10 protein-coding genes are annotated in these 18,091 nt (G+C 66.9%); 6 read left to right on the forward strand and 4 right to left on the reverse strand.

The window, feature by feature from the left end; all coding sequences use genetic code 11:
• Positions 1-182: 182 nt before the first annotated feature.
• Complete coding sequence (locus tag AC27L4_RS27495; protein WP_487145803.1) at positions 183-344, forward strand: hypothetical protein; 162 nt, start codon at positions 183-185, stop codon at positions 342-344.
• A 180-nt stretch (positions 345-524) separates the two neighbouring features.
• On the opposite strand, the gene AC27L4_RS27500 is transcribed toward AC27L4_RS27495, so the two are convergent.
• A complete protein-coding gene (locus AC27L4_RS27500; protein ID WP_487145804.1) occupies positions 525-1,895 on the reverse strand; it encodes an Nramp family divalent metal transporter in 1,371 nt (456 codons plus the stop codon).
• Positions 1,896-2,080: 185 nt separating this feature from the next.
• Here AC27L4_RS27500 and AC27L4_RS27505 point away from each other — a divergent pair, with 185 nt between their 5' ends.
• Positions 2,081-2,401 (forward strand): DMT family transporter, encoded by a 321-nt coding sequence (locus AC27L4_RS27505; RefSeq protein ID WP_487145805.1) that lies wholly within the window; start codon positions 2,081-2,083, stop codon positions 2,399-2,401.
• 7 nt (positions 2,402-2,408) lie between these two features.
• Here AC27L4_RS27505 and AC27L4_RS27510 read toward each other — a convergent pair whose 3' ends face one another.
• Together AC27L4_RS27510 and AC27L4_RS27515 are read right to left on the reverse strand one after the other, a co-directional pair.
• Complete coding sequence (locus AC27L4_RS27510) at positions 2,409-3,653, reverse strand: GSCFA domain-containing protein (protein ID WP_487145806.1); 1,245 nt, start codon at positions 3,651-3,653, stop codon at positions 2,409-2,411.
• A 223-nt stretch (positions 3,654-3,876) separates the two neighbouring features.
• Positions 3,877-5,820: a tetratricopeptide repeat protein gene (locus AC27L4_RS27515; RefSeq protein ID WP_487145807.1), complete on the reverse strand. Its 1,944-nt coding sequence runs from the start codon at positions 5,818-5,820 to the stop codon at positions 3,877-3,879.
• A 263-nt stretch (positions 5,821-6,083) separates the two neighbouring features.
• On the opposite strand from AC27L4_RS27515, the gene AC27L4_RS27520 reads away from it, so the two are divergent.
• Together AC27L4_RS27520 and AC27L4_RS27525 are read left to right on the forward strand one after the other, a co-directional pair.
• Positions 6,084-8,147, forward strand: coding sequence for an elongation factor G (locus AC27L4_RS27520; RefSeq protein ID WP_487145808.1), 2,064 nt, complete (start codon positions 6,084-6,086; stop codon positions 8,145-8,147).
• Between the two features lie 111 nt (positions 8,148-8,258).
• Positions 8,259-9,002 carry an HAD-IA family hydrolase gene (locus AC27L4_RS27525; protein ID WP_487145809.1) on the forward strand — a complete coding sequence of 248 codons (744 nt, stop codon included), beginning with the start codon at positions 8,259-8,261 and terminating at the stop codon, positions 9,000-9,002.
• Positions 9,003-9,011: 9 nt separating this feature from the next.
• Here AC27L4_RS27525 and AC27L4_RS27530 read toward each other — a convergent pair whose 3' ends face one another.
• Entirely contained in the window at positions 9,012-10,064 is a 1,053-nt protein-coding gene (locus AC27L4_RS27530) for a lipase (RefSeq protein ID WP_487145810.1), read from the reverse strand.
• Positions 10,065-10,417: 353 nt separating this feature from the next.
• Here AC27L4_RS27530 and AC27L4_RS27535 point away from each other — a divergent pair, with 353 nt between their 5' ends.
• On the forward strand, positions 10,418-15,178 hold the full coding sequence (locus tag AC27L4_RS27535; protein ID WP_487145811.1) for a beta strand repeat-containing protein: 4,761 nt from the start codon (positions 10,418-10,420) through the stop codon (positions 15,176-15,178).
• 231 nt (positions 15,179-15,409) lie between these two features.
• Complete coding sequence (uvrB, locus tag AC27L4_RS27540; protein WP_487145812.1) at positions 15,410-18,037, forward strand: excinuclease ABC subunit UvrB; 2,628 nt, start codon at positions 15,410-15,412, stop codon at positions 18,035-18,037.
• Positions 18,038-18,091: the final 54 nt, after the last annotated feature.

Consider the following 18,091-nt stretch of genomic DNA (forward strand, 5'->3'; position numbering starts at 1 on the left):
CGCGATTGCGACCCAACCCCGCCGGGATCATCGGTAAACTCCTCGGGGTAGGCATGGAACCGACTCGCCTGCAGGCCGTTTCGTCAATGCGACGTGCGATTTCGCACCGCGCGCCGGCCGATCCGGACTTATCGGTTGCAACAAGTTCAGGGCGCCACCGCCCAATGCTTGAGGAGACCAGCATGACCAGCGCCGATCACGCCTTGCGCCTGCCCCGGAGCGAGACCCGTGCGATGCGCGTGTCCCCCGGCGAAGCCGAGCGGCAGCTCATGATCTCCGTCTGGCTCGTGGCTCTCCTGGTTGCGGCGACTCTCGTTACGGCGACCGCCGGATTCTTCGCCTGATCCGCCCCCCTTGTTCGGGCGAAGGACGCAAGGCGGTCGTTTCGAAGCGCCGGACGGTTCCCAACCGTCCGGCGTTTTCGTTGGCCTGGCCGGGAAGCCGCATCCCGGCATCCGCGATCCCGTTCGGCCTGACGGTTGCCCGGGTGCACGGCGGCGTGGCAAGGGCATTTCCGGCAGGCCCTACAGGAAGGTGTCGGCCAGCAGCTTCACGTTCAACGCCACGATGACAGCGCCGATCACGGCCGCGAGCACGGTCAGCCAGCGCGGCGCCGCAAGCGTGCCGAGCTTGCCGCGGTCGGCGGTGAGCCAGACCAGCGGGATCACCGCGAAGGGCAGCTGGAAGCTGAGGATCACCTGGCTGAGAATCAGCAGCCGTGCCGTCTCGCCCTCGCCGTAGGAGATGGTCACCGCCGCGGCCGGCACGATGGCGATCAGCCGGGTAATCAGCCGGCGCAGCCAGGGCTTCAGGCGGATGTTGATGAAGCCTTCCATCACGGCCTGGCCGGCGAGCGTGGCAGTCACCGTCGAGTTGAGGCCGCAGCACAGCAGCGCAACGGCGAACAGCGCCGGCGCGATACCGCCGCCGAGCAGCGGCGTCAGCAGCGCATGCGCCTGGCCGATGTCGGTGACGTCGGTGCGCCCCTGGGCGTTGAACGTCGCCGCGGCAAGGATGAGGATCGAGGCGTTGATCAGCAGCGCAGCCATCAGCGCCACAGTCGAATCGATTGTGGCGAAGGTCAGGGCCTCGCGCTTGTCCGCTTCGCCCGAGCCGTAGGCGCGGGTCTGCACGATGGCCGAATGCAGGTAGAGATTGTGCGGCATCACCGTGGCGCCGACGATGCCGAGCGCCAGGAACAGCATGGCGGGATCGGTCAGGAGTTGCCTGGTCGGCACGAAGCCGGCGAGGGCCTGGCCCCAATCCGGGTCGGCGAGCACCATCTGCACGCCGAAGCACACGGCGATCACGCCCAGGAGGGCGATGACGAAGGCCTCGATCCAGCGAAAGCCGATCGCCTGCAGCAAGAGGATCAGGAACACGTCGAGGGCGGTGATCACCACGCCGATCGCCAGCGGGATGCCGAACAGCAATTGCAGGCCGATGGCGGTGCCGATCACCTCGGCGAGATCGGTGGCGATGATCGCCACCTCGGCCAGGAGCCACAATGCCCAGGCCACCGGCCGCGGCCAGGCGTCCCGGCAGGCCTGCGCCAGGTCGCGCCCGGAGCCGATGGCCAGGCGCGCGCACAGCGACTGCAGCACGATTGCCATGAAGTTCGACACGAGCGCCACGAACAGCAGCTGGTAGCCGAACTGCGAACCGCCGGCGAGCGAGGTCGCCCAGTTGCCCGGGTCCATGTAGCCGACGGCGACGAGGTAGCCGGGGCCGAGAAAGGCCAGCAGCTTGCGCCAGAAACCGTGCCGCCCGGCCAGGGGGATCGAGCGGAACACCTCCGACAGCGGCGGCGCGCCGGCGGCACGGCGCCAGCCCTCGTCGGACCGGGGCAGCGGAAGCGGAAGCGGAGCGGCGGCACTCTCGGAAGGCGGGGTCATGGCATCAACATGCAATTGCGAATGAGTTGCAATATAGAGTGGAACTGCGGGCTTGGCAAGGCAGGACGATGGGCGCTTGAAGAGTCGGCCCGCCCATCCTAGGTAGGCGGGGCGAGGCCACGTCCTCCCCCGATATCGGGACTTCATGTCCGGGACGGCCCGGCCCTTTGAAAGGAGGGCCGGTCATGGCCTGGATCATGCTCGTTGCCGCAGGCGTCCTCGAAGTCGTCTGGGCCTTTTCCATGAAGCAGTCGCAAGGCTTCACGCTGGTCGTCCCGGCGACCGTCACCATCGTCACGATGATCGCCAGCTTCGCGCTGCTGTCGCTGGCGATGCGGACGCTGCCGCTCGGCACCGCCTATACGATCTGGACCGGCATCGGCGCCGTCGGCGCCTTCCTGGTCGGCATCGCGGTGCTGGGCGAGCAGGTCAGCGCCGCCCGCATCCTGGCGGCGGCGCTGATCGTCTCCGGCCTGGTGCTGATGAAGCTGTCGACGGCGGAATGACGGTGGGTCAGTCCGCCAGGACGATGACGGCGAGCGCCATGAGCGCCGCGCCGCCTGCCAGCCCGGCCAGGCCGAACAGCGTGCTCATGGTCCAGTTGCGCCGGCGGTGCTTCGCCCGCTGGCGGGCCAGCACCACCCGATGCTCCTGCGCCAGCTCCTGCATGCGCAGGGCGATGCGCTCGTTCTTGTCGCTCACGCTCAGGAGCTTGCGCCGCAACTCGTTCGTCTCGGCCACGCCATCGGCCCCCTCCGGCAACGGCTGCAGCGGGGCGTTGGCGCGGTCCTCGCCCCGGCAGGTGCGATAGGCCTCGAGCAGCTCCGCATCCGTGATGTCGGTCTCGCAGAAATAGCGCTCGAAGATCTTCATGTTGAGGTTGAGGATGGTCAGGCGCACATGCCGGCCGTCATCCTGCCACTGGTTCTGGAACAGCGCCGTCACCACCTCGTAGCTCGGAAAATAGAAGGTCTTGGCATTGAGGTCGGGCACGGCGGCAAGGAACTGATCGAGAGCCGTGCGCAGCACCGCCTTGGAGACGGCGTTGGCCGTGACGCAGCTCACCGGCCGGAAGGTTGCCGCCAGCGGGATCGGCGACAGGGTCACCACCATGGCGGCGTCCGGCCGGAAGCGGCGGATCAATGCGTGGATCGCCAGGAGGTTGTCGCGGTTCTCCTCGACCGTGGCGACACGGAACTTGTGCCGCGCCGGATCATAGCGCTCCATCGGCACCGCCCGCCAGAATACCTCGCCGGTCGGCTCGTCGTACCAGATCTCGGAGAGGCCGAGGGTGATGATGAAGACGTCGGCGCTGTCGAACAGGCGCTTGGTCTCGCGCCGCACGCTCTCCTCATAGCCGAACTCCTGCGCCGAATAGCCGTGCCAGAGCGCGCCCTGCGGCGTCTTGCCGAGCCAGGCCCACTCGAACTGCTGCCGGATGGCGAAAGTGTTGACCATCCCGTCGCCCATCTTCGTGACATAGGCGTCGTTGTCGCGCGACAGCACGTTGAAGCCGCGGCGGGCGAGATAATTGCTGACGTTCTGGGCGAAGCAGGAGCCGAAGGAGACGATCGGCGTCTGGCGGGTGATCACCGGCGCTTCGGGCGCCCAGCCGTGCATCAGATATGTCGACAGGCTGTCGTCCTGCATCTTCGAGCGCGGCGTCGGCCAGAAATTGGTGTCCTTGCCGCGGAAGAAGGACGAACTGGTCCGGCGCACGACGCCGTCCTGAACCACTTCCATCTGCGGATCGGCCATGCCGGTTCCCCCCTCGGACCTGCCGACAGTGGCCAGGGATCGGCTGTGCCGCAGCGGCATCGCGAGTAGGCCCGATGCGCCGCAACCGGTCAAGCGTCGACGCGCGGGCTCTCACAGCGGGGACGTCGAGCACTCCGGAATAATCCTCTGCCGCTCCTGAAAAGGAGCGGGTTCGAGAGAGTGCGGGTTGGCGCGACTGATCTCGCCCCTTTCGAAAGGAGCATCATTCCCGGACGACCTCGCGCAAAGCAGACAGCGTGGAACTCCCGAAGATGCCAGTAATTTCTCCACTGTATCTACGTTGAGACTTCAGCTCTTCCTGAATCGCCTTGCGAACTTCAAAACGAAGACGACCACCGCTTTCGCCGATCAACACCAGCCTTGCAAAATCACTGCCCTTGCCGAGCGACTTCACCATCGAGCGCGCGGCTTCTGCCTCGTCGATGGCCACACCGCGACCATTCGCGAATATCAAGCCGAGGCCAAACATGGCATCCGCATCGCCGGCGTCGGCGGCCTTGCGTAACCAACGCAAGGCTTCAGCCTCATCCCTGGCCACGCCGCGGCCGTCCGCCAGCACCAGGCCGAGGTAGGTCATGGCTTTCGCATCGCCGGCGTCGGCGGCCTCGCGATACCAGCGCACGGCTTCAGCCTCGTCCTTGGCCACGCCGCGGCCGTCTGCCAGACTCACGCCGAGGCTGATCATAGCTTTCGTATTGCCGGCGTCGGCGGCTTTGCGGAACCAGCGCAAGGCTTCAGCCTCGTCCTTGGCCACGCCGCGGCCGTCTACCAGCATCAGGCCGAGGTTGGTCATGGCATTCACATCGCCGGCGTCGGCGGCCTTCCGATACCACCGCAAAGCTTCAGCCTCGTCCTTGGCCGCGCCGCGGCCGTCTACCAGCATCAGGCCGAGGTTGGTCATGGCATTCACATCGCCGGCGTCGGCGGCTTTGCGGAACCAGCGCAAGGCTTCAGCCTCGTCCTTGGCCACGCCGCGGCCGTCTACCAGCATCAGGCCGAGGTTGGTCATGGCATTCACATCGCCGGCGTCGGCGGCCTTCCGATACCACCGCAAAGCTTCAGCCTCGTCCTTGGCCGCGCCGCGGCCGTCCGTCAGCATCAGGCCAAGATTGAACATGGCATCCGTATCGCCGGCGTCCGCAGCCTTGCGGAACCAGCGCATGGCTTCGGCTCCGTCCTCGGCCACGCCGCGGCCGTCCACCAGCATTATGCCAAGGCTATTCATGGCATACGCCTTGCCCGCGTCTGCGGCCCTGCGGAACCAGCGCACGGCCTCAGCCTCGTCCTTGGCGACGCCAAGGCCATCCGCCAGCATCGCACCGAGGTCGAACATGGCACCCGCATAGCCCGCGTCCGCAGCCTTGCGGTACCAGCGAGCAGCTTCAGCCTTGTCCCTGGCAACGCCGCGACCGTTCAGCAGCATCGTACCGAAATTGTCCATGGCACTCGCATTGCCCGCGTCGGCGGCCTTGCGGTACCAGCGCACGGCTTCAGCCTCGTCCTTGGCCGCGCCGCGGCCGTCCGCCAGCATCCAGCCGAGGTTGTTCATGGCACTCGCATGGCCTTCGTCGGCGGCTCTGCGATAACTCACGACGGCCTCCTCGTCTCGGTGGGCGGCGTAATAGGCCCGTCCGAGATTGAAACGCAGGCGCGGAATGTCGGGAGCGGCCGCTGTCGCCTTCTCGCAGGCCGGAATGGCCAAAGACGGGTCAAGCTTCTCAGGCGCGATGCCCACGACATTGGCAGGGCGCTGCAGGTCGAAAGGACTGGCCGCGAGCCTGTCGCATTCCGCCACGAGCCGGTCCCTATCGGCTTGTCCGGCCGCCTTTTCCGACTCAATTGGGGTGACTTGCACTGACTGCGGCCGAACGGCCGGGATCTGCTCCGCCAACAACACGTCGCGTGCGCCAATCAAAAACTCCGATGAGAGTGTCTTTGATTGCTTCGACACATTGACGAAGCGAAGCGATTCCCTCGTATTGTCTACGATATTTGCGTCATTCGACGGATCGGAGAACTGCTGATCATCGCTCAGCGACCGATAGTCGCCGATGCCGACGACAAAGCCGAACCGTTCCTCGGCCACGGCGCTTCCCGCACAAAAGACGGTGAGCAGCAAGGCGACGCAATACTGTCGGACAGACACCAGCCCCCTCCCCGCAGAAGTCCGCGGCCAAGCCGGCGGCCAGCCGCATGCCGCAGCGGCAAATCGAGTAGGCACGATGCCCTACGATGCGTCAAGCTTTGGCGACAGCCTCTTGTTTCCACGGCATTCCCGCTGGTCCAGCCGCGCCAATTCCCTCTTGCCAGGCCCGGCAAACGGCGCGAGCATTCCCGGCCAAGCGCCAGGCAGAGCGCGGCGCGACGACGGGTCGGGGTGACAACGCGGGTTGGCAGGAGGCACACGCCATGGCTGAAACCAATGGAGCAGCGAACGGCAGAGCACGCGGGGGTCCGCGATGCATCGCACTCGTGGGCCCGTTCCAGAGCGGCAAGACGACCCTTCTCGAAGCGATCCTGGCGCGCATGGGCGCCCTGCAGCGCCAGGGTTCGGTGACCGCGGGCACCTCGGTCGGCGACGCCGGCGCCGAAGCCCGCGCCCACGCCATGAGCGTGGAGGCCAATGTCGCCTCGGTCGACTTCATGGGCGACACCTACACATTCATCGACTGCCCCGGCTCCGTCGAGTTCCTGCCCGAGATGCACGGCGTGCTGCCGGCGATCGACGCGGCGGTGGTGGTCTGCGAGGCGGACGAGAAGAAGGTCCCGGCTCTGCAACTGGTCCTGCGCGAATTGGAAGAGCGCAAGATCCCGCGCTTCCTGTTCCTCAACAAGATCGACAGCGGCACTCAGAGCGTGCGCGACACGCTGCCCGTGCTGCAGCCCGCCTCGCGGGTGCCGCTGCTGCTGCGCCAGTTGCCGATCTGGAAGGACGGCATCGCCGTCGGCTATATCGACCTCGCCCTGGAGCGGGCCTTCATCTACCAGGAGCACGCCGCCTCGCGGGTGGTCGAGATCCCGCCGGACGAGCATGCCCAGGAGAAGGAAGCGCGCTACTCCATGCTGGAGCGCCTGTCCGACCACGACGACCAGTTGATGGAGCAATTGCTCGAGGAGGTCGAGCCGCCGCGCGACCGGGTCTTCGACGACCTCGCCCATGAGTTGCGCGACGGCCTGACCGTGCCGGTGCTGATCGGTTCGGCGCTGCACGGCAACGGCATGCTGCGGCTGATGAAGGCCCTGCGCCACGAAGCTCCCGACGTCTCGGAAACCGTCAAGCGGCTGGGCATTGCGGCCGACGGCGAGGGGCTCGGCTATGTGATGAAGACCATCCACACCGCCCATGCCGGCAAGCTGTCGCTGGCGCGCGTGCTGCGCGGCTCGTTCCAGGACGGCGCCGTGGTCACCAACGCCTCCGGCGACAGCGGCCGCGTCTCCGGCCTGTCACGCCTGATGGGCCAGACCGCGCAGAAGCAGCCCTCCTCCGTCACCGGCGACACGCTGGCCCTCGGCCGCCTCGACATGGCCCGCACCGGCGACACCATCTCGACCGGCAAGCCGGCCAAGCCGCTGGTGACGCTGCCCTCCCCCGCCCCCGTGATGGCGCTCGCCGTGCGGGCCCGCGACCGCAAGGACGACGTCAAGCTCTCGGCCGCCATCCAGAAGCTGGTGGACGAGGACCCCTCGCTGGCGGTCGAGCAGAACGCCGAACTCGGCGAGATGGTGCTGCGCGGCCAGGGCGAGATGCATCTGCGCGTGGCGGTGGAGAAGCTGTCCTCGAAGTTCGGCGTCGCCGTGCAGGCCTATCCGCCGCAGATCGGCTATCGCGAGACCATACGCAAGGCGGCGCAGGGCGTGCGCGGCCGGCACAAGAAGCAGTCGGGCGGCCACGGCCAGTTCGGCGACGTGCTGGTCGACATCGCGCCGCTGCCGCGCGGCGAAGGCTTCGCCTTCGTCGACAAGGTCACGGGCGGCGCCGTGCCGCGCAACTACATCCCCTCGGTCGAGGAAGGCGCGCGGCAATATCTCAAGCGCGGCCCGCTCGGCTTCCCCGTGGTCGATGTCGGCGTGACGCTGACGGACGGCTCCTACCACACGGTCGACAGTTCCGACATGGCATTCCAGATGGCGGCGCGCATCGCCATGAGCGAGGCCCTGCCGGCCTGCCAGCCGGTGCTGCTGGAGCCGGTGCTGGCGGTGTCGATCTTCGTGCCCTCCGACGCCACCGCCAAGGCCAACGCCATCGTCTCCTCGCGCCGCGGCCAGATCCTCGGCTTCGACGCCCGCGAGGGCTGGGACGGCTGGGACGCGGTGCAGGCGCTGATCCCGGAGGCGGAGATGGCCGACCTGATCGTCGAGCTGCGCTCGGCCACGGCCGGCGTCGGCACGTTCAGCGCCCGGTTCGACCATCTGGCCGAGCTGACCGGCCGGCAGGCCGACCAGATCGTCGCCTCGCGGCAGGCCGCGCAATAGGCCGGGCGGCCCCGACGGGCCGGCGCAGCCGGTCCCTCGGGGCGCCTCGGATCGCGGGCAGGACGACCGGAACCACGCCCAGCGGGCATGCCGCCGCGCCGAGGACCCGACATGCTGGATGCGCTGATCTTCGACGTCGACGGGACGCTGGCCGAGACGGAGGACACCCATCTCCGCGCGTTCAACGAGACCTTCGCCGCGCATGGGCTGCCCTGGCGCTGGGACGAAACGCTCTACGGCCGGCTGCTGGAGGTTACCGGCGGCAAGGAACGCATCCGGCACTATGTCGAGACGCACGGCGTCGCCCCCGCGCCGGACACGGCGGCGATCGCGGCGCTGCACGCCGGCAAGACGCGGCGCTATGTCGACTTGGTCGAGCACGGCGAGACGGGGCTGCGGCCGGGCGTCGCGCGCCTGATCGGCGAGGCCCGACGCGCGGGCCTGCGCCTGGCCATCGCCACGACCACGAGCCGGCCGAATGTCGAGAGCCTGCTGCGGGCGACACTCGGCCCCGACGCGCCCGGCTGGTTCGAGGCGATCGTCGCGGGCGACGAGGTCGCGGCCAAGAAGCCGGCGCCCGATGCCTACCTGGCGGCGCTGGCGCAACTCGGCCTGCCGGCGGCCCGCTGCCTCGCCTTCGAGGACTCCCGCAACGGGCTCGCCGCGGCCCTGGCTGCGGGGCTGGCCACGGTGGTGACCGTCAGCCGCTACACCGCCGGGCAGGATTTTGCCGGCGCGCTGAGCGTGCTCGACCATCTGGGCGAGCCGGACTCTCCCTGCGGGTGTCTGGCGGGACGCGCGCCGGCCGGCCCGTGCCTCGACCTGGCGACGTTGCGGACCTGGACGGCCGGATAGAGACGGGGCCTATCGGGCGGCGAGGCGCTGCCGCGCCGGATCGTGCGCCCTCTGCCAGGCGCAGGCCTCGGCCACGAAGGGCCGCTGCTCCGGCGCGACGCCACGCGAATCCCGCAGCAGCGCCGTGGTGAAGTCGACGAGGCTGTGCTGGTCGATGACGCTGCCTTCCAGCACGTTGAAGCGGATGTTGACGATGGTGGGATCGCAGGCCGTCGGCGGATTGAACTGGCGCAGGACATAGCGGCCGAAGGCCAGGATCTCGCCGTGCTCGTAGACCCGCTCGATCTGCAGACCCCGGACCGTGCGGTCACGGTTCTTCAGGGCCTTGTCGTAGTAGCCGGTGACGAAGGACGGATCGAAAGCATAGACGCTCCGGATCGCCGGCTCGGCATAGGCCGCGTGCTGGGCCAGGCCGCCGCCGAGGGAATGGCCGAGCGCCGCGATCCGCGTCGTGCCGGACCGGTAGCAGGGGTCGCGCCGGATGCGTTCGACGAGCCAGCCGATGTGGTCATGCACCTGGGCATATTCGTCATAGACCGGCACCGGCAGCGCACGCGTCACCCAATGGGCATTGGAGACCCAGTCGCCGAGGCTGTGGCCGACGGTGCCGCGAAAGGCGATCACGCCTTCCCGGCAGACCGGTCCCCGCGAGACCCATATCTGGACGCCGAGGCCGCCGACCGGGGCGCCGCAGTTCTGCCCTGCCGGGCAGGCAAACGGTCCGTCCTGAGCATAGACCAGGCGCCAGCCGTCGAGCATCCGATTGGCGCGGGCCGCGTCTGCCGCCAGGCCGCCGCATCCGCCGCCGTCATCCGGGCAGGGCCGGTTCGAATGCCGGGCCCGCCCCGTCCGATAGACGTCGGTGCGATAGGCCTGCTCGGCGAGCAGGGCATAGGGCACGAGGCGGGCGGCGATCGGCCCGGCCGGCGTCCTCGCGGCGAAGTCGTCATAGGAGCCGCTGCGAACCAGCGCGGTGTGAGCCTCCTGTGTGGGATGGAAATTGGAACAGCCGGCCAGCGACAACGCCACGGCAAGCCCGGCCGCCCATCGCACGATCCGCATCATCGCCCCTGCCCCGCTGCCGACGCTGCATCAGGCTTCCGGCCTGAGCCACTCACGGAAAGATCGATGTTCGCTACCGATGGAGGCTGATCCCAAGCTGCCGCTCCGTCAAGCGGAAACAGCGCGTGCCCCCCGGGGTTATGAAGTCGGACGAGCCGAGAGGATGCGATGCGAATCAGCAGCATGGATCGCCAGACGCCAGACGTCTGCGCGACCGGATGCATCGCTTCAACCAATTGACAGTGACGTTGCGTATGTCTAGGATTTGTTCGCTACGCAAGGTGGCGCGGGGGCGTCCCGATTGCGATATGCTTCAATATCAGGTGGAGGTTAAACTCCGCCGGGAGTAGGCTTTGAACGTTCCGCAGCCAGGCTCCCTTTACGTTCACCTCAATAACGGCGGAAAGATCGCCTACTCGATCGGATATGACAACGACAGCGACGCGACTGTCATACGTTTCAAACCGGACGGGAGCGTGGCCCCTGCCGGCAACTATACCACCGCTCAGGACTTCGTCAGGATCAGCCTCTACGCCGACGGCAGCATCCACAGCTACGAAAGCAATGGAAGCGACGGCAGCCATGTCCTGTTGCAATTCGCGCCCCCCAACTCGAACGCAAGCTTCGCGTTCGGACCAGGCAATACGCTGCGTCATGGCGCGCTCGCCTTTTCGTCCGTTACCTCGCCGGACGGTTTCGAGGTGCGGCAGGACTTCGATCGGGGACACCTGACGCATTACCTGCTGACGGCCACGGATGCGAACAATCCCGTGTGCCTCGAAGCGTCGTTCAACCGAAACGCGGAGGGGGGCCCTGACTCCCCTCACCTGGTCGTCACACTTCAAAACTCGCAGCACGATGCGCTCAACCCGATCGTCGCGACCGGCGACAGCGGCAATTTCGACATTCTGCGGCTGATCTCCAATGACGGTGCCAGCATCATCGGCAACGACGGAGCAAGTCTCATCAGCAATGACGGTGCCAGCCTCATCAGCAACGACGGCGCCAGCATCATCAGCAACGACGGCGCCAGTCTGATCACGAACGATGGCGGCAGCCTGACCAACCTGTCCGTCGCCGACCTGATTGGAAAGATCGGCGCCGGCATCATCAGCAACGACGGCGCCAGCCTGATCAGTTCAGGCATCGACGGCACACTCTCGACCGGTTTCCAGTTCAGCAACGGACAGATCATCGACACGGCGACAGCGACCGATCTCAGCAACCTGACAACGGATCTGTTCGCAAATTTGACGTCGCATCTCGGCCAGAATCAGCATCTCTACCTCGGACCTTCTGATGACGCCGGCGATTTCGGCTCCAAAGCGGGAGGCGCGCAGCTCCTGTCCGAGGGCAAACCGCGCACGGGCCAACTCGCCAGCGAGGGCGACAGCAACTGGTATCGTGTTGATCTCGTCGCAGGCACGACCTACGTCTTCGACCTCAACGGCCGCTCCAGCGGCGACGGCACACTGGCTGATCCGTTTCTCCACCTGTTGAACTCCGCCGGGGCGATCATCGCGCATGAAGATGATGGCGGCTTGGGCACCAACTCCCGGCTGGTGTTCACACCTGCGTCCAACGGCACCTTCTATCTGGTCGCCCGGGGCTTTGACGACGCCTGGGCTGGTACCTACTCGATCGAAATGTCGGTCGGCTCAGCCAGTCCTAAAATCGAGTCCAACGGAGGTGGCGACAATGCTTCCATTACCGTACGGGAAAGCACCAATTCGAGTGACAGCGGCATCGTAACGAAGGTCGAGGGCTGGGATCTCGTCGATGGCAATACCCTCAGCTATTCGATCGTCGGCGGCACGGATGCCGACAAGTTCTACCTTAACCCGACCAACGGCTTCCTTTCCTTCAAGATCTTGCCGGACTTCGAGAATCCTCGCGACAGCAATCATGACAATGTCTTCGAAGTTGCCGTTCGCGCCACCGACGCGGACGGCAACTTCGACACCCAGACGCTGACGATCAGGGTGACGAATGCGATCGAACCGATTTACGGGACGCACGATGGCGACACGATAGACGCTACGCACCCGGGTGCTACGGGTGGCGCGCCGACGAGCAATGCGGACTGGATTTTCGGTCTTGCCGGCAATGACCGCATCAACGCCGGCGGCGGCAACGATTCGATCCAAGGCGGCCCCGGCGACGACATCATTGTCGGTGGCGCGGGAAACCTCGACACTGCGATCTTCGTCGGCAACGCTTCCGAGTACACCATTACCCGTGATCTGTTGACCGATACCATCATCGTGACCGGACCGGATGGCACCGACACCTTGTCCGGCGTTGAACGCCTGGCCTTCGACGACACCACACTCGTGGTGCAAATCCAGGGAACGACGGGCAACGATGTGCTCAACGGCAGCAACGGCGATGACGTTCTGGCGCCGCTTACCGGCAGTCATGACGAGGTCTATGGCTACGGTGGCTACGACAGGCTGAGCCTCGACTTCAGCAACGTCAACCTCGCGGTATCTTTCGTCACGAACACCGTGCACAGCCCGGGTGGCGATTCCGTCTATACATATGTCGTTGCCGGGAATTTTGGCGACGCGGGCAGCGACGAGGTGCTGTACTCCAGCATCGAGGCCTTTTCCATACGGGGCAGCCTGACCCGGGCCAACAATCTTCGCGGTGGCGCCCTCAGCGACGTCTTCGTCGGCGGGACGATGGGCGACATTTTCGACACCGGCGCGGGCAACGATATCGTTGATGTCGGCAAGGGTGGGGCAACAGACACGGGGTCGGATCGGGCCGACATGGGATCGGGCGGCAGCGACCTTCTGATCGCGAACTATTCCGCCGCGACAGTAGCCGTCACCTTCTCCATCTATAGCAACAGCAGCAGTGTCGGCGGCCTCGCCACCGATTATTACAGCGACGGCCCGAATGGCGCACAGTATGTCGGCGCCGGCCGGCTGACCTTTTCCGGCGTCGAGCGCTTCAGCGTCACGACCGGCTCCGCCAACGACAGCATCACCACGGGCGACGGCGCAGACACGTTGAGCGGCGGCGGCGGCAACGATCTTTTGAACAGCGGCCGCGGCAAGGCGACGATCGATGGCGGCAGCGGCGTCGATCAATGGAAGGCCGACCTCTCGCTGCTGGGCTCGGGCGTGACGATCAACCTGACCAGCCCGGCGACCGTCCAGACGCTTGCCGACGGCTCCACCATCCGCAACGTCGAGCGGCTCGATCTCACCGCCACCAACAAGGCCGACACGATCACGCTCGGCGCCGCGTTCAGCGGCTACGCCAATTCCGTCTCGACGCTCCTGGGCAACGACACCGTGACCATACGCGGCGGCGCGAGCGCTGCAACGAGCGGGGTCAACACGGTCGATCTCGGTGCCGGCGGCAGCGACCTTCTGATCGCGGATTATTCCGCGGCGACGGCAGCCGTCACCTTCTCCATCTATAGCAACAGCGGCAGTGTCGGCGGCCTCGCCACCGATTATTACAGCGACGGCCCGAATGGCGCACAGTATGCCGGCGCCGGCCGGCTGACCTTTTCCGGCGTCGAGCGCTTCAGCGTCACGACCGGCTCCGCCAACGATAGCATCACCACGGGCGACGGCGCAGACACGTTGAGCGGCGGCGGCGGCAACGATCTTTTGAACAGCGGTCGCGGCAAGGCGACGATCGATGGCGGCAGCGGCGTCGATCAGTGGAAGGCCGACCTCTCGCTGCTGGGCTCGGGCGCGACGATCAACCTGACCAGCCCGGCGACCGTCCAGACGCTTGCCGACGGCTCCGCCATCCGCAACGTCGAGCGGCTCGATCTCACCGCCACCAACAAGGCCGACACGATCACGCTCGGCGCCGCGTTCAGCGGCTACGCCAATTCCGTCTCGACGCTCCTGGGCAACGACACCGTGACCATACGCGGCGGCGCGAGCGCGGCAACGAGCGGGGTCAACACGGTCGATCTCGGTGCCGGCGGCAACGATCTTCTGATCGCGGATTATTCCGCCGCGACCGTAGCCGTCACCTTCTCCATCTATAGCAACAGCAGCAGTGTCGGCGGCCTCGCCACCGATTATTACAGCGACGGCCCGAACGGCGCGCAGTATGCCGGCGTCGGCCGGCTGACCTTTTCCGGCGTCGAGCGCTTCAGCGTCACGACCGGCTCCGCCAACGACAGCATCACCACGGGCGACGGCGCAGACACGTTGAGCGGCGGCGGCGGCAACGATCTTTTGAGCAGCGGCCGCGGCAACGATATCCTTGTCGGGGGCAGCGGTGCCGACACCATGTCCGGCGGCGCTGGCAATGACACGTATTATGTCGACAATGCCGGCGACACGGTATTGGAAGCGGTCGGCGGTGGGTCCGACCAAGTGCTGACTTCGGTCAGCTACACGCTGACGGCAGGCGCCCGGATTGAACTGTTCACCACCACGGCCGCCGCAGCCACCGGCGCGATCAATCTGACCGGCAACGAATTCGGCCAGGCCATACAGGGCAATGCCGGGGCCAACATCATCGACGGCAAGGCCGGCGCCGACACCATGTCCGGCTTCGGCGGCAACGACCGGTATTTCGTCGACAATGCCGGCGACAAGGTGTTGGAAGCGGTCGGAGGCGGGTCCGACCGGGTGCTGACTTCGGTCAGCTACACGCTGACGGCGGGCGCCGAGATCGAACTGTTCACCACCACGACCGCCGCAGCCACCGGCGCGATCAATCTGACCGGCAACGAATTCGGCCAGACCATACAGGGCAATGCCGGCGCCAACATCATCGACGGCAAGGCCGGCGCCGACACCATGCAGGGCTTCGGCGGCATCGATACCTTCGTCTTTTCGACCGCGCTGGGCGCCGACAATATCGATACCATCGCCGACTTTTCGGTCGCCGACGACACCATCCGGCTGGCGCACGCCATCTTTGACGGGCTGGGCACGAACCATGTGCTCGACGCGGCCGCTTTCCACATTGGCGCGGCGGCGACAAACACCAGCCAGCGCATCATCTACGATTCGGCGACGGGAAATCTCTACTTCGACGACGACGGCTCCGGCACGCACGCCCCACGACAGTTCGCCCATCTTTCCGCCGGCCTCGCCTTGACCAATGCGGATTTCTTTGTGGCGTGAGTGACGACGGCGGCATTGCGCAAGGCCTTTTCAGGCGCTTGCCCCGGGCATTCAGCGCACAACCTCGTGCCGTCGGCGCCCAACAAGTGCTCCGGCCCGACACAGAGACAAACGGCTACGATCTCGATCGAGCTGCATAGCCCTGGATGCATGCCATGCTGACATCACCCTGTCAGCAGCCTCTCCCCGCCATGCCTTTTCCCGGCGGCTGACTCGCGCCATATTCGGCCCATGCCCAAGGACCCGCAAAAGATCCGGCCGACCCGCGCCAAGGCGGCCAAGCCGACCCTGCCCTCGCTCGACGAGCACCTGAAGGCCCTGCTCAACCCGGGCCTTCTGGACAAGAAGGGTTTTGCCGAATCCCCGCAAGCCGGCTTCGACGTCGGCCCGCTCACCGGGGTCGACCCGGAGCTGGCGGCCAAGCTGAACCTGCCCACCGGCGGCGCCGCCATGGAAGGCCGCGCCGTCAAGCGCAAGCCCGCGGGCAAGAACGCGGTGGAGGAGCTGCCCGATCCCGACGGGCTGGACCGGCTCGGCGGCTCGGCCGGCACCATCGCCGCACTGACGGAGCTGCTGGAAGGCGGCGACCCGCGCATGCGCAACAAGCCGGTGTGGACGCCGCACCGGCCGGCCCGGCCCGACAAGTCCGAGGGCGGCATCCGCTTCGACCTCGTCTCCGAATACGAGCCGGCCGGCGACCAGCCCACCGCCATCGCCGAGCTGGTCGAGGGCGTCACCGCGGCCCGGGAGCGCGACCAGGTGCTGCTCGGCGTCACCGGCTCGGGCAAGACCTACACCATGGCGCAGGTGATCGCCCGCACCCAGCGCCCGGCCCTGATCCTGGCGCCGAACAAGACGCTGGCGGCGCAGCTCTACGGCGAGTTCAAGTCGTTCTTCCCGAACAACGCGGTGGAGTATTTCGTCTCCTATTACGACTACTACCAGCCCGAGGCCTATGTGCCGCGGACCGATACCTATATCGAGAAGGAATCCTCGATCAACGAGCAGATCGACCGCATGCGCCACTCGGCGACGCGCGCCCTGCTCGAGCGCGACGACGTGATCATCGTCGCCTCCGTGTCCTGCATCTACGGCATCGGCTCGGTCGAGACCTACACGGCCATGACCTTCGGCATCACCGTCGGCGAGAAGGTGGAGCAACGCCAGCTGATCGCCGACCTCGTCGCCCTGCAGTACAAGCGCATCAACGCCGACTTCGCCCGCGGCACCTTCCGGGTGCGCGGCGACGTGATCGAGCTGTTCCCGGCCCACTACGAGGACCGGGCCTGGCGCATCTCGCTGTTCGGCGACGAGGTCGAGGCCATCGCCGAGTTCGACCCGCTGACCGGCCAGAAGATCGCCGACCTGAAATTCGTCAAGGTCTACGCCAATTCGCACTATGTCACGCCCAAGCCGACGCTGGCGCAGGCGATCAAGGGCATCAAGGACGAGCTGAAGGGGCGGTTGCAGGAACTCTACACCCAGGGGCGCCTGCTCGAGGCGCAGCGGCTGGAGCAGCGCTGCACCTTCGACCTGGAAATGCTGGAGGCGACCGGCTCCTGCGCCGGCATCGAGAACTATTCGCGCTGGCTCACCGGCCGCCTGCCGGGCGAGCCGCCGCCGACCCTGTTCGAATACCTGCCCGACAACGCCCTGGTCTTCACCGACGAGAGCCATGTGACGGTCCCGCAGATCGGCGCCATGTACAAGGGCGACTTCCGGCGCAAGGCGACCCTGGCCGAATACGGCTTCCGGCTGCCCTCCTGCATGGACAATAGGCCGCTGCGCTTCGAGGAATGGGATGCGATGCGGCCGCAGACCGTCCACGTCTCGGCGACGCCCGGCAAATGGGAGATGGAGCGCACCGGCGGCGTCTTCGCCGAGCAGGTGATCCGCCCGACCGGCCTGGTCGACCCGCAGACCGAGATCCGCCCGGCCCGCACCCAGGTCGACGACCTGCTCGGCGAGGTCCAGGCCACGGCCCGGGCCGGCTATCGCAGCCTGGTCACGGTGCTGACCAAGCGCATGGCCGAGGACCTGACCGAGTACCTGCACGACCATGGCGTGCGGGTGCGCTATATGCATTCCGACATCGACACGATCGAGCGCATCGAGATCATCCGCGATCTCAGGCTCGGAGCCTTCGACGTGCTGGTCGGCATCAACCTCTTGCGCGAGGGCCTCGACATCCCCGAATGCGCCCTGGTCGCCATCCTCGACGCCGACAAGGAGGGCTTCCTGCGCTCGGAGACCAGCCTGGTCCAGACCATCGGCCGCGCCGCCCGCAACGTCGACGGCCGCGTGCTGCTCTATGCCGACAACATGACCGGCAGCCTGGAGCGCGCCATCGCCGAGACCAGCCGCCGGCGCGAGAAGCAGGTGGCCTGGAACGCCGAGCACGGCATCACGCCCGAGAGCGTCAAGCGCAGCATCGCCGACATCGTCAACTCGGTCTATGAGCGCGACCGCGTCACCGTCGACAAGGGCCTGGCCGACGATGTCGCCACGGTCGGCCACAATTTCGAGGCGGTGGTCGCCGATCTCGAACGGCGCATGCGCGAGGCCGCCGCGGACCTGCGCTTCGAGGAGGCGGCGCGCCTGCGCGACGAGCTCAAGCGCCTGCGCGAGACCGAGATGGCGGTGGCCGACGACGGCGTGGCCCGGCCGGTGACGATCCGCCAGAAGGCCGGCGCCTATGCCGGGCCGAAGGAGTACGGCAGCGCGGCCAACCTGCCGCCGACCCGGGCGCGGAAGCCCGACCTCGATAGCATGGGTCCGGGCACCGACCGCGAGGTGCCGCTGGGCGCCGAGGCGCGCAAGAAGGGCGGCGGCAAGCCGGGACGGGGGTGGAAGCGGTAGGGCGTCGTGCGAGAACAACTGCTTCAGGCGCGACGCCGGTCGGTCCCCTTCCCC

It is taken from the genome of Labrys sp. Lb11, from assembly GCF_057554225.1.